Source organism: Aliiroseovarius sp. CAU 1755 (assembly GCF_054482655.1).
The window spans coordinates 1,248,197-1,260,797 of record NZ_JBTLRH010000001.1 but is presented as its reverse complement, the minus strand read 5'-3'; the positions used below and the strand labels follow the sequence as shown (position 1 = coordinate 1,260,797).

General features: G+C 60.3%; 12 protein-coding genes. 6 read left to right on the top strand and 6 right to left on the bottom strand.

Annotated features, from left to right (window positions below; translation table 11 throughout):
* Positions 1 to 52 precede the first annotated feature (52 nt).
* Positions 53 to 496 carry a hypothetical protein gene (locus tag ACXYMP_RS06330; RefSeq protein WP_458905055.1) on the bottom strand — a complete coding sequence of 148 codons (444 nt, stop codon included), beginning with the start codon at positions 494 to 496 and terminating at the stop codon, positions 53 to 55.
* A 231-nt stretch (positions 497 to 727) separates the two neighbouring features.
* Between ACXYMP_RS06330 and ACXYMP_RS06325 the strand changes: the two genes are divergently transcribed.
* From ACXYMP_RS06325 to ACXYMP_RS06300, 6 genes are all read left to right on the top strand, one after another.
* Positions 728 to 1,861, top strand: a complete 1,134-nt coding sequence (locus tag ACXYMP_RS06325) for a carboxylate-amine ligase (RefSeq protein WP_298570011.1) — start codon at positions 728 to 730, stop codon at positions 1,859 to 1,861.
* 122 nt (positions 1,862 to 1,983) lie between these two features.
* On the top strand, positions 1,984 to 3,135 hold the full coding sequence (locus tag ACXYMP_RS06320; protein WP_298570020.1) for an acyl-CoA dehydrogenase family protein: 1,152 nt from the start codon (positions 1,984 to 1,986) through the stop codon (positions 3,133 to 3,135).
* Positions 3,135 to 4,163 carry an enoyl-CoA hydratase/isomerase family protein gene (locus ACXYMP_RS06315; protein WP_458905052.1) on the top strand — a complete coding sequence of 343 codons (1,029 nt, stop codon included), beginning with the start codon at positions 3,135 to 3,137 and terminating at the stop codon, positions 4,161 to 4,163. The genes ACXYMP_RS06320 and ACXYMP_RS06315 overlap by 1 nt, the downstream gene beginning before the upstream one ends.
* Positions 4,164 to 4,174: 11 nt before the next feature.
* Positions 4,175 to 5,047, top strand: coding sequence for a 3-hydroxyisobutyrate dehydrogenase (gene mmsB / locus ACXYMP_RS06310; RefSeq protein WP_458905050.1), 873 nt, complete (start codon positions 4,175 to 4,177; stop codon positions 5,045 to 5,047).
* 25 nt (positions 5,048 to 5,072) lie between these two features.
* Positions 5,073 to 5,732, top strand: a complete 660-nt coding sequence (locus ACXYMP_RS06305) for a Crp/Fnr family transcriptional regulator (RefSeq protein ID WP_248369305.1) — start codon at positions 5,073 to 5,075, stop codon at positions 5,730 to 5,732.
* Between the two features lie 80 nt (positions 5,733 to 5,812).
* On the top strand, positions 5,813 to 6,007 hold the full coding sequence (locus ACXYMP_RS06300; protein WP_298570045.1) for a YgaP family membrane protein: 195 nt from the start codon (positions 5,813 to 5,815) through the stop codon (positions 6,005 to 6,007).
* Positions 6,008 to 6,132: 125 nt separating this feature from the next.
* Here the strand turns inward: ACXYMP_RS06300 and ACXYMP_RS06295 are convergent, their stop codons facing one another.
* The 5 genes from ACXYMP_RS06295 to ACXYMP_RS06275 form a co-directional block, all read right to left on the bottom strand.
* The gene (locus tag ACXYMP_RS06295; RefSeq protein ID WP_248369301.1) at positions 6,133 to 7,524 is read right to left on the bottom strand and encodes a TRAP transporter large permease; all 1,392 of its coding nucleotides are present in this window, start codon (positions 7,522 to 7,524) and stop codon (positions 6,133 to 6,135) included.
* Positions 7,525 to 7,527: 3 nt separating this feature from the next.
* A complete protein-coding gene (locus tag ACXYMP_RS06290; protein ID WP_248369297.1) occupies positions 7,528 to 8,187 on the bottom strand; it encodes a TRAP transporter small permease in 660 nt (219 codons plus the stop codon).
* Between the two features lie 112 nt (positions 8,188 to 8,299).
* A complete protein-coding gene (locus ACXYMP_RS06285; protein WP_248369294.1) occupies positions 8,300 to 9,301 on the bottom strand; it encodes a TRAP transporter substrate-binding protein in 1,002 nt (333 codons plus the stop codon).
* Between the two features lie 246 nt (positions 9,302 to 9,547).
* A complete protein-coding gene (locus tag ACXYMP_RS06280; RefSeq protein ID WP_298570084.1) occupies positions 9,548 to 10,789 on the bottom strand; it encodes a sigma-54-dependent transcriptional regulator in 1,242 nt (413 codons plus the stop codon).
* Positions 10,786 to 12,543, bottom strand: coding sequence for a sensor histidine kinase (locus tag ACXYMP_RS06275; RefSeq protein WP_458905045.1), 1,758 nt, complete (start codon positions 12,541 to 12,543; stop codon positions 10,786 to 10,788). Before ACXYMP_RS06275 ends, ACXYMP_RS06280 begins: the two co-directional genes overlap by 4 nt.
* Between the last annotated feature and the right edge of the window lie 58 nt (positions 12,544 to 12,601).

The following is a 12,601-nucleotide window of genomic DNA, read 5'->3' as shown; positions in this document are numbered from 1 at the left end:
GCCCCGGTTCCGCACCGGGGCATTTTTTTGACAGACGATCTGTGCCGTCGGATCAGCGCAGCGTGAGCCCGGCACCCAGGGACGCAAGATATGCGTCGACGCCCGCCGCCGCGACGTCAAGAAAGGCCAGCGCGTCAGGGTCGGTGCGAAAGATTTCGATCTCGGTGGGGGTATGGCCCTGCGACATCTGCTCATAAATGCGCGCAAACACGAACGCCTCGGGTGACAGTGCCAAAATGGCCATCCGGCGCGCCGGTTCATGTTGGTGGTGCAGCTTTTCTTGCAGCTTCACAAACTCGTCCGCGCCGTCAGCGGGGCGATCCACTGACAAAAGTGAGCGAAGATCAACAAGCACGTCATAGCCCTTGGACAAACTCAGCTTTTGCTTCCAGTCGGCCACTTTGATCGCAAGGTTTGTGAAGTTTATGTGCCCGCCATAGTTGAGGTAGACAAGCTTTGCCGCTGCATAATAGGTGACCGATTGAGACATCTGCATTCCGATCGAATTTGCGCGGCTCAGGACCCCAGCCGCATCACCTTACCCTAGGTAAGCTTTTTAGCCGCCGCCGCTGTCGGTGGCAAGCCATCGCCCCAGTGGCATTCTGTCCGCGCCCTGCAAATTGCTTGCCCCATGGCCAACAACACCCCCCACCTTTGCCGGTCGCCTTGTCGGTTTGTCGAATTAGTGCAAAGCTAAACGGCAAATTCCGGACAGAAAGGCGTGGAAATGGCAAAGAACGAACCCCCGTTTTCCATCGGCATCGAAGAAGAATACCTGCTGGTACATCAGGACAGTCTCGCTTTGGCCCAGGCGCCCGACCAGTTGATGGAGGATTGCCGCGCCGAGCTGGAAGGTCAGGTCAGCCCCGAGTTTCTTCAGTGCCAGATCGAGATCGGCACCCGTGTTTGCGCCAATATTTCCGAGGCCCGCGACGACCTGAAACGGTTGCGAAGCTCTGTCGCCAAGCATGCTGCGAAATATGATCTGGCCCCCATCGCTGCCTCGTGCCACCCCTTTGGTGACTGGAAGGAACAACATCACGTCAACAAGGATCGATATAACGACCTGAAGCGTGATTTGGCGGGCGTCGTGCGACGTATGCTGATCTGCGGCATGCATGTTCATGTCGGCATTCCCGACCCTGACACCCGCATCGACCTTGTCAGTCAGTTAAGCTATTTCCTGCCTCACCTGCTGGCCATGTCTGCCAGCTCGCCGTTTTGGCAGGGCGAGGACACCGGGCTGGCCTCTTATCGCCTGACAGTATTCGACAATCTGCCGCGCACGGGCCTGCCGCCACATTTGTCCGGATGGTCGGAATATGACCGGTCGGTACAGGCGCTCGTGGATATCGGCGTGATCGAAGACAGCTCCAAAATATGGTGGGATCTGCGGCCCTCGTCGCGGTTTCCAACCATTGAATCGCGCATTTGCGATGTGCAGCCCCGGCTGGAGCACACGCTAAGCCTTGCCGCGCTGACCCAATGCCTGACGCGCATGCTTTGGCGGCTGAAGGCCAAAAACCAGCGCTGGCGGGTCTATGACAACTTCCTGATCGGCGAAAACCGGTGGCGCGCCCAGCGGTATGGCATCGGCGGCGGCCTGATCGATTTCGGTGTCGGTGAGATTGTCAGCTTTGACACCCTGCTGGAAGAAATGATCAGCCTTGTCGCGCAAGACGCCGAGGCGCTTGGGTGCACAACCGAAGTCGAAGCCGCGCGGTCGTTCTTGGCGTCTGGCATCTCGGCTGACCGCCAACGCGCCGTGTATCAAGACAGCATTCAGGCCGAAAAACCAAGCGACGAGTCCATGCGCGATGTGGTGCGCCACCTGATCGAAGAATTCCACGCTGATCTGTAGACCACGCGCACAGGGTGCCGTAACGGCAATTTGCGACGCGACGGAACTCTGCCACCGCTTGAAAAACTCCTGTAAGAATTGCGCCATAACGTGACCCACATACACGTGGACGGGAGAGATAAATGGATTTCGCACTTTCCGAGGAACAGACCCTCATCTTCGATATGGCCAAGGGATTTGGCGAAGAACACATCGCCCCCTATTCCGAGAAATGGGAGGCCGAGGAAAGCATCCCGAAAGAGTTGTGGCCGCAACTGGCCGAGCTGGGCTTTGGCGGCATCTACGTCAGCGAAGAATATGGTGGCTCGGGCTTGACGCGACTGGACGCGACCTTGGTCTTTGAAGCGCTTGCCATGGCCGACCCCGCGATCGGGTCGTTCCTGTCGATCCACAACATGTGCGGCGGCATGATCGACAAGTTCGGCAAGGAAGAAGACAAGCAGAAATGGTTGCCTGCGCTCTGTTCGATGGAAAAAGTGTTCTCTTACTGCCTGACCGAACCCGGTTCCGGCTCGGATGCGGCGGCGCTGAAAACCCGCGCCCAGAAGACCAATGACAGCTATGTGCTGACCGGCAACAAAGCGTTCATTTCGGGGGGCAACTACTCTGACGTATACGTCACCATGTGCCGCACAGGCGAAGATGGTCCCAAGGGCATTTCGACCGTGATTGTCGAAGACGGCACCCCCGGCCTGAGCTTTGGCGCGAATGAGCGCAAGATGGGCTGGAAGGCGCAGCCGACCAGCCAGGTGCAGTTCGACGATTGCGCCGTGCCGCACGAAAACCTGCTGGGCGAAGAAGGCAAAGGCTTTGTCTATGCCATGGCCGGGCTTGATGGTGGGCGGCTCAACATCTCGGCAGGTGCGCTTGGCGGCGCGCAAAAGGCGCTGGACCTGACCCTGCAATATATGGGCGAGCGCAAGGCGTTTGGCAAAACCATCGACCAGTTTCAAGCGCTGCAATTCAAGCTGGCGGAATACGAAACCCGCCTGCAGGCGTCGCGCACATTCCTGCGTCAGGCGGCGTGGAAGCTGGACAACAAAGCACCGGATGCCTCGAAATTCTGCGCCATGGCCAAGCTGATGGTGACGGACGCGGCGTTTGATGTGGCCAATGGGTGTCTGCAATTGCATGGCGGCTATGGTTACCTGTCCGATTACGGGATCGAGAAGATCGTGCGCGATCTGCGCGTGCACCAGATTCTGGAAGGCACCAACGAGATCATGCGCCTGATCGTCGCCCGTCAACTGCTGGCCGAACGCGACCGCGGCTGATGTCTGACATCTCGATCCGGAAAGAAGGCAAAGCCGGGCGGATCACCCTGACCCGCCCCGAGGCCCTGAACGCGCTGTCCTATGATATGTGTCTGGCGATTGATGCGGCCCTGATCGACTGGATCGACGACGACGAGGTCGCGCTGATCGTGATCGACGCCGAGGGCGACAGGGCCTTCTGTGCGGGTGGCGACATCCGCGAGATTTACGAGATCGGCCAGTCCGGCGATCCCACCCGCGCGCAGAATTTCTGGCGCGACGAATACCGGATGAATGCGCGGCTGTTCGAGTTTCCCAAACCGGTTGTCAGCTTCATGCAAGGCTTCACCATGGGCGGTGGCGTGGGCCTTGGGTGCCACGCCTCGCACCGGATCATGGCGCGGTCGTCGCGCATGGCGATGCCGGAATGTGGTATCGGGCTTGTGCCGGATGTGGGTGGCTCGCTGATCTTGGCACACGCGCCGGGGCGATTGGGCGAATATATCGGCATGACCGGTGCGCGCATGGCACCGGGCGATGCGATCCATGCGGGGTTTGCGGATTATGTGATCCGGCAAGCCGAATGGCCCGCGCTAAAGGCGGAGCTGATCCGCACCGGCGACCCAAGCCACATTGATGAGGCTGCGATCCCGGCGATCCCCGGCAACCTGTCGGCGATGCAGCCAATGATCGACGCGCATTTCGGAGGCGGCAGTCTGGGCGAAATTGTCGCCTCGCTGAAGGCAGAGGACAGCGTCTTTGCTACCAACACGCTGGAGCTTCTGGGCCGCAACTCGCCCCTGTCGATGGCCTGCACGGTCGAAATCACGCATCGCCTGTCGACCACATATGACGTGCGCCCTTCGTTGCAGCTTGAATACCGTTTTGTCTATCGCGCGCTGGAGCAGTCTGACCTGATGGAGGGCATCCGCGCCGCCGTGATCGACAAAGACCGCACGCCCAATTGGAAACACGATCTGAACACCCTGCCCGCATCTGCTGTCGCGGCCATGTTGGCCCCGCTGGGCGACAACGAACTGACATTTTAAGGAGACCTGCCATGAAAATCGGATTTATCGGACTGGGTAACATGGGTGGCCCAATGGCCGCGAACCTTGCCAAGGCTGGCCACGAGGTCACGGGCTTTGACATGGCGCCGGTCGATATCGAAGGCGTCACCATGGCCGCATCTGGGGCCGAGGCGGCCAAGGGTAAGGACGTGGTCATCACCATGCTGCCCAACGGACAGATCCTGCGCGCCGTGGCGAACGAGATCATCCCCGCGATGGACAAGGGCACCGCTTTCGTCGATTGCTCGACCGTCGACGTGGAAAGCGCGCGCGTCGTGGCCGAACAAGCAACCAACGCCGGGCTACTGCCTGTCGACGCGCCGGTGTCCGGCGGCGTCGGTGGTGCCTCCGGCGGCACGCTGACCTTCATGGCGGGCGGCTCGGCGGAAGCTTTTGCCAAAGCCGACCCGCTGTTCGACATCATGGGCCAAAAGGCCGTGCATTGCGGTGACAGCGGCGCGGGTCAGGCGGCAAAGATCTGCAACAACATGATCCTCGGCATCACCATGATTGGCACTTGCGAAGCCTTTGCGCTGGCCGACAAGCTGGGACTGGACCGCCAGAAGATGTTCGATGTCGTGTCCACCTCGTCGGGCTATAGCTGGTCGATGAACGCCTACTGCCCGGCCCCCGGTGTTGGTCCGCAATCCCCCGCCGATAACGACTACAAACCCGGTTTCGCAGCCGAATTGATGCTGAAAGACCTGCGCCTGAGCCAGCAAGCAGCAGAAGCGGCCGACGCCGACACTCCGCTGGGCCAAGCCGCAACCGCGCTTTACACCCAATTCGTCGAAGACGAAGACGGCAAGGGCATGGACTTTTCCGCCATGTTGCCGCGGTTTGAAAAACGCGGTCGCAGCTAAGGTTCAATCCGCCTAGTCTAGCGCTATGAGCTGGACACAAGACACTGACGAAATTGCTGGTCTGGAAGCGCCCGCGCGCGCACTTCTGGACACGCTTGCCCCTGTCGAGGTGCCAAGCGGTGCTGTGCTGTTCTGTCCGGGCGAAGCGGTCAAAGGCTACGTTGTGATGCTGTCCGGTCAGGTGGATGTAAACCTGATCGGCCCCAATGGGCGCGACATCCTGCTTTATCGCGTGGCACCGGGCCAAAGCTGCATTCAGTCCACCTTGGGTCTTCTGGGTGGCGACGCCTATACGGCCGAGGCAACGGCAGAAACCCCGGCCCGCCTTGTCCTGATCCCGCGCGACGTTTTCTTTGCCCTGCTTGACAGCTCGCCCGGTTTTCGGCGGCTGGTCTTTGGTGCGTTTGCAGACCGGATGCAGTCGATGATGCAATTGATCGAGAACGTGTCCTTCATGTCTGTCGAGGCACGTCTGGCCGCGCTGATCCTTGACCGTTCCGGCCCGGACGGATGTTTGCACATGACCCAAGCCGAAATGGCGACCGCCATCGGCACCGCGCGCGAAGTCGTATCGCGGCGGCTGGAAAAACTGGCGCAGACCGGCTGCCTGAGCCACGAGCGTGGCGCGGTCACGATCCTTAACCGCAAAGCGTTGAACGAGGTCGTGCGAGGCGCGGCATTTTGACCCTTTTTCTGTGTGACCACGTCACATGCCTTTGCGACACCCCATATGTAAGGTGAGGCAACTGGAAAAGGAGCTAAACCATGTTCAAGACAAACACTGGTAACATTGACCGCATCGTGCGCGTTGTAATCGGCCTTGCCCTGCTGGGTTGGTATTTCTTTGCAGGCGGCCCGATCTGGGCGCTGATCGGTATCGTACCGTTGGCAACGGGTGCCTTGGGATTTTGTGGCCTTTACACGCTGCTGGGGATCAACACCTGCAAGCTGAAAAACTGAGTTCAGCGTTTCGCAACCTTTGGCTGCTAGACCCAAAGGCGTAGCGAGTGAAACGGTAAACGCCGGGCGCATCACGCCCGGCGTTGTGTTGTAAAGGGTGGGCCGCGTTTGCAGCCCGCCCTTTCTTATTTCGTGATGATCTCTGGCCCCATCAGCGTCGTCGGCAGCCATGTCGACAGGAACGGGATGTAGGTGACCATAATCAGGAACACGAACAGCACGGCCAGGAAGGGCAATGCAGCCTTCACCACCTTCATCATCGGCATCCCGGCAACCCCGGATGTGACGAACAGGTTCAACCCGACCGGTGGCGTGATCATCCCGATCTCCATGTTCACCACCATGATGATGCCTAGGTGGATGGGGTCGACACCCAGCTCGATGGCAATCGGGAACACCAGCGGGGCGACAATCACGATCAGACCAGATGGCTCCATGAACTGTCCGCCAATCAGCAGGATAATGTTCACGATGATCAGGAACATGATCTTGCCAAAGCCCGCCGACAGCATCGCACCGGCGATCTGCTGCGGGATCTGCTCGTCCGTCAGAACGTGTTTCAGGATCAACGCGTTGGCGATGATGAACATCAGCGTGATGGTCAGGCGCCCGGCCTCGAACAGTGTTTGACGCGTGTCGGGGTGGAAGAACGCGGTCAACAGCGCCTGCGGCCGTTGCAACAGCGACTTCTTACCGTCGCCCTTGTCCGCCAATGGCCCCATGTCGCGATAGATGAATGTGGCAACCACGAAGGCATAGACGGAGGCAACAGCGGCAGCCTCGGTCGGGGTGAACAGCGCGCCGGTGACACCGGGGATGCCGTAGATGCCAACCATGATGATCACGATCAACAAAAGACCCCAAAGCGCATCCGAGAAGCTGGCGATGATCTCTTTCCAGCCTGCGAAATCACCCTTTGGCATGTCTTTGATCGTGGCGATCACATAGATCGCGATCATCAGCATGACACCGGCCATGATGCCGGGAATGACGCCGGCCAGGAACATGCGGCCAACCGACACTTCGACGGCAGAGGCATAGACCACCATCACGATCGAGGGCGGGATCAGAATGCCCAACGTGCCAGCGTTACAGATGACACCGGCGGCAAAGTCCTTGGTGTAGCCCACCTGACGCATCGCCGCGATGACGATTGTCCCAATGGCGACCACGGTCGCAGGGCTTGACCCGGACAGGGCGGCAAACAGCATGCAGGCAAAGACGCCCGCAATCGCCAGACCACCGCGAAAGTGGCCCACACAGGCGATCGAAAAGCGGATGATCCGCTGCGCCACACCACCCGTGGACATGAAGCTTGAGGCAAGAATGAAAAACGGGATCGCCAGAAGCGTATAGTGTCCGGCCTCGGCCTGATAAAAGCTCTGCGCGACCGACGCGAGCGAGGTGTCGGAAAAGAGCAGAAGGAAAATGATAGAGCTCATGCCAAGGGCGACCGCAATCGGCACGCCGATCATCAGAAACCCGATGACCATGGCAAATAGGAAGATGACGTCCATGGGTTAAGCCTCCGACTGCGTGTCTTGAAGTTGCTCGATCTCGTCTTCCACCTCGTGGCTGACGATCAGGCTGTCTTGCTGGCCACGCCAGATGCGGATCGTCGCCTGGATGAACCGAAACAACAGCAGCGCCGTGCCGACAGGCAGGATGGCATAAGGGATCACGCGGGGAAATTTGTCATAGGCTTCGCCCTCGTTGATCCAGCCTTCCAAAAAGCGCAGGGAATCAAGCATCGGCACCTGATCGGTGATGTACCACGCCTGTGACCGGGTATTTTCAAACCCGGTCGGAAACCAGCGGCCTGACGTGCGATCAAGCGAGGCATAGGGCGCCCAATAGTCCCACGCGCCCTTTAGCAAAAGAAACGCATAGATGATGCAGATCGCCGCCGCGAGAAGCGCCAGAAACCGGCGCGGTCCGTCTGAAAGCAGGTTGGTCAGCGCATCGACACCCAAATGGGCCGTCACCTTCACGCCGTAGCTGACGCCAAGCAGCACCAGCCAGGCAAACAGGATCAGCGTGACCTCTAGCCCCCAGATCAGCGAGGTATTGAATACATATCGCATGACCACGTTCACGAAGGTGATCATCGTCATCAGGCCAAGAATAAGCGCGATCGCCGTTTCTTCGAAGCCTTTGGTGTTGTGAGTATGTGTGCTCATGGCTGTCCCCTCCCCATGAAGCTGGGCACGACGGTGACCTTTGGCGCAGGTCAGGTCGTATCAGTGGGATAAAACCGGGGCCCGAATTGTGGTCGGGCCCCGGTGCGTTCTGTTAGAACATTGCGTTGATTTCTTGTGCGGCAGCGATGTTATCGGCACCGACGTCTGCTTCAAACTGCGACCAGACCGGTTTCATCGCCTCAAGCCACGCCTGCCGCTGTTCGTCTGTCAACTCGCGGATTACTCCGCCAGCGTCCAGCACGGCTTGGCGCGCTTCTGCGTCAACTTCGCCAACCGCGGCGTTGCGGGTCTCGGTCACTTCACGCAAGATCGTGGCAAGTTGGTCGCGAACGCCCGCGTCCAGACCTTCCCACCAATCCACATTGGTCACGACCATATAGTCCAGAACACCGTGGTTGGTTTCCGTTGTTCCATCCTGCACTTCGAAGAACTTCTTGCCATAGATGTTGGACCAGGTGTTTTCCTGTCCATCGACAACGCCGGTTTGCAGCGCGCCATAGACTTCCGAGAAAGCCATCGGCTGTGGGCTTGCGCCCAGCGCCTGCATCTGCGCGACGAGCACGTCAGACGGCTGCACGCGGAATTTCAGACCGGCAGCGTCGGTCGGCAGAATCAGCGGTTTGTTGGCTGAAAACTGTTTCATGCCATTGTGCCAGAACTCCAGACCCATCAGGCCGCGACGGGCCATCGAGGCCTTCATCGCCACACCGGCTTCTGACGTTTGGAATTCGTCCACAGCTTTGATGTCTTTGAACATGAAGGGCAGATCGAAGATGCGGAATTGCTTGGTAAAGGCTTCGAATTTCGACAGCGAAGGCGCGGCCAATTGCACGTCACCCTGCAACATCGCTTCCAGAACCTGATCGTCGTTATAGAGCGTCGAGTTCGGATAAACCTCCATGCAGGCGGTTCCGTTCATCTCTTCGTTCACACGCTCGGACAGCAGAGAGGCCGCAATGCCCTTCGGGTGCTTGTCCGCGTTGGTCACGTGGCTGAACTTGATGACGATCTCGCCCTCATCACATGCAGCAGATGCAGCGGTTACAGATGCCGACAGCGCGATCGCTGATACGGCCATGGTCAGGAATTTCATATGGTGTCCTCCCAGACAGTTATCCTTGGGCAACCCGGTTGGGCGCCTCGGTTCTATTGGGCCACGGTTCCCTAACGGCACCAAGAAAAACGATCACGCGGGCGTGATTTTTCATTTTTCATATCAGTTTCATAATTTTACGGCGCGTTATTTAGGCACCCAATCAGTGCAGCAAGACCGGTCTGGGCGGATTTTCGCACAGCCATCTGCCGAAGTTGTGCGGAAATCCACACAGGTCACGCCTGGTTAGTTGCGATAGGTTTCAGGCCGAATCCCGTGTCGGGCCAGCTTGTCGTAGAAGGTTTTGCGCGGCAGTTGCAGCTCTCTCGCCGCCGCCGAGGCGCCACCCCCGTGACGCCTGAGCGCTTCGATCAACAGTGAGCGTTCGACCTGCGCCAACTGCTCGGTCAGGCCGGGACGACCGTCAATCACCGTGCCTTCCGCGTCCCCCAATCCCAGCCCCATCGCAAAGCGCATGGCGGCGTTCATCAGCGCGCGCGCATTGCCGGGCCAGTCCTGCGACATCAACCGGGCGATCACATCATGTTCGATCTCGGGCGGGGTCAGGGCTGCCTGTTCGCTGGCGATCGAGACATAATGGCGAAACAGCACCGGAATATCATCCTTCCGCTCGCGCAGCGCCGGGATGCGGATGCGCAGCACGTCCAGTTTGTAAAACAGATCGGGGTTGAACCGACCCGCCGCGACTTCGGCCTCCAGATCACGATAGGTGCCGGCGACCACCCGCGCCTCGCCTGCTCGATCCAGAAGGTCCAGCAGTTGATATTGCGTCGATCCCTCAAGCGCGGCCACCTCGTCAAGAAACAGCGTGCCTCCTTCGACCCTTTCAAAGGCGGCCTCAAGCGTGACGGAAGCCAGACCAGAGGCAGGCAGCTTGATAAACGGGCGCGTCGCGTCGCCCGACAAAAGATGCACCACTTCCGCAACCTTCGAGGTGCCCGTTCCCGGCTCGCCACAGATCAAAACCTCCGCCTTTGCGCGCGCGGCGGCCCGCACCCGGTTGCGCAGATCCTCGGCCAAGGCGCTGTCCCCGATCAACAGGCGCGCGGCTGCATCACCCGTCTCGGTGCGCGCCTTCAGGGCGCGGTTTTCAAGCACCAACGCACGGGTGCGCAAGGCGCGCCCGACCACCGCCAACAGCGCGGCAGGCTCGCAGGGCTTTCCCAAAAAATCAAACGCGCCTTCGTTGATCCCGCGCACAGCGGTCGGGATGTCCCCTTCGCCTGTCAACAAGATCACCGGCAATTCCGGGTCGACCGCTTGGGCCTGTGCAAGCAGTGCGAACCCGTCTTTGCCCGGCATCCGGATGTCGGACAGGATCACCCCATCAAAGCCCGGCACGATGTGATCCTTGGCCTCGATATAGCTGCCTGCAAGGATCGTCGTCAGGCCGTCCAGTTCAAGCGTCTGGCCCAGCGCCTCGCGCACCATGGCGTCGTCATCAACCAGAAGGACGGTGTTGGTCATGCGGCCTCCTGCGCGCCGGCGCGGTCAAGTTCGACGGTGAAGATCGCGCCCCCGTCAGGGTGGTTGCGTCCCCGGATCGCCCCGCCGAAGCTTTGCACAAGACCGTAAGAGATGGACAGCCCAAGCCCCATCCCTTCGGTCGGGCTGACCTCTTTCGTTGTGTAGAACGGGTCGAAAATCCGGTCGGGCTGGTCAATCCCCGGCCCGGTGTCGCGCACCGACAGGGTCACGCGGTCGGTTGACGGCGCCAGCGTGATCTCGATCTTTCTGTGAACCCGATCCGCCATTGCATCCATTGCGTTGGACATCAGGTTCATCACCACCTGTTGAAGCCGCACCTCACCACCGCGCACCTTCGGCGCGCCGTCCGGTCGCCGCCACTCCACATTCACACGCTCAGCCTTGATCCGAGGAGCCAACATCTCAAGCGCCTGATCCACGACCTGCGCCAAATCCACATCCGAAATCGGTTCGCTTTCCTGCCGCGCGAAGGCACGCAGGTTCTTGATGATCCGGTCCATTCGACCCGCCTGTTCCGAGATCCGGCCAAGATTCTGGCCCGCCATATCGGCCTGGCCCCGCTCAAGAAACACGGCGCCATTGTCGGCAAAGGATCGGATCGCCATCAGCGGCTGGTTCAATTCGTGACTGATCCCTGCGGACATTTCACCCAAGGCCGACAGTTTGCCGGCCTGCACCAGATCGGCCTGCGCTTTTTTCAACGCGGCCTCCGCCTCGCGCCGTTCGCGGTTTTCGCGCACGAGGTCGGCGTTGGCCGTGGACAGCGCCGTGGTGCGTTCCGCGACGCGGGCTTCAAGGCGGGCGTTCACCGCGGCCTCCATCCGCAGGCGCTTGTTCAAGGCGCGGCGGCGTTCGCCAACGGCAAGCAACAATGCGCCAATGCCAAGGCAGATGGCGGCGGCGATGGCGGCCAACAGGGCGGCGCTGCGTTCGGCTGGTGCGGTGTCCAGCAAGATCTCTCCGGTCAGTCCGATCACTGGCAAGTCGCGCGTCAGATGGATCGCCCGGTCTGGCAGATAGGGTCCAGCGTCCAGCGTCCAGACCTCGTGCCCGGTCCAGCGACTGGCCGAGTTTTTCAAGAACCCTTCGCGGGGGCGTTCTGCGTTCACAAGCTCGGACCGGTTGGCCGCAAACACCCGCTTGCCGTTCAGGGTAAAGAAGAGGGCGGCAGCGGTCGATGGCCAGTTTTCTTCGAAATCCAGCAAATCCGTGCGCGCGACCACCGTGCCCAGCGCTTGGTCCCGTTGCCCGTGCATCGGTGCTGCAAAGGAAAAAATGCGCTGCGTGGGGCGGTCTGGCACTGGCTGAAATCGCGCCTCGACCCCCAAAGCGCCAGTCAGCGCGCGGTGGATCAACGGCGCGCGCGGGTCAACCTGCGCCTCGCCTTCTCCCGACGCGGCCAAGACCATTCCATCCGGACCGACCAGCGACAGGTGATGTGCGCCGGTCATATCGGCCATGGCTTGCAGCAGCCTGTCCGCCTCGCCTTCGCTGTCCGCTTCGCCGCCAAGGCGGTCACGCAGCACGGGGTGTTCGGCCAGCACCACCGCCAGTTCCCGATAGCGAAACAGGTGGCGCGTCAGCTGGTCAGACGCCAGCGCAAGCTCGGACGCCGCTTGTTCGGACAGGGGCGACAGCGCCGCGCGCCACGCCACCGCCCAGACGCCCGCGCTGATCGCAAGGGTGCCGAGCAGAAAGGGAAAAACCCATTTTGTGCGCAGGTATCGAAACATGAGGGAAAGAATAGAAAGCCGCGCTTGCAAAGACCAGCGGCTTTGACGACCATGCGCG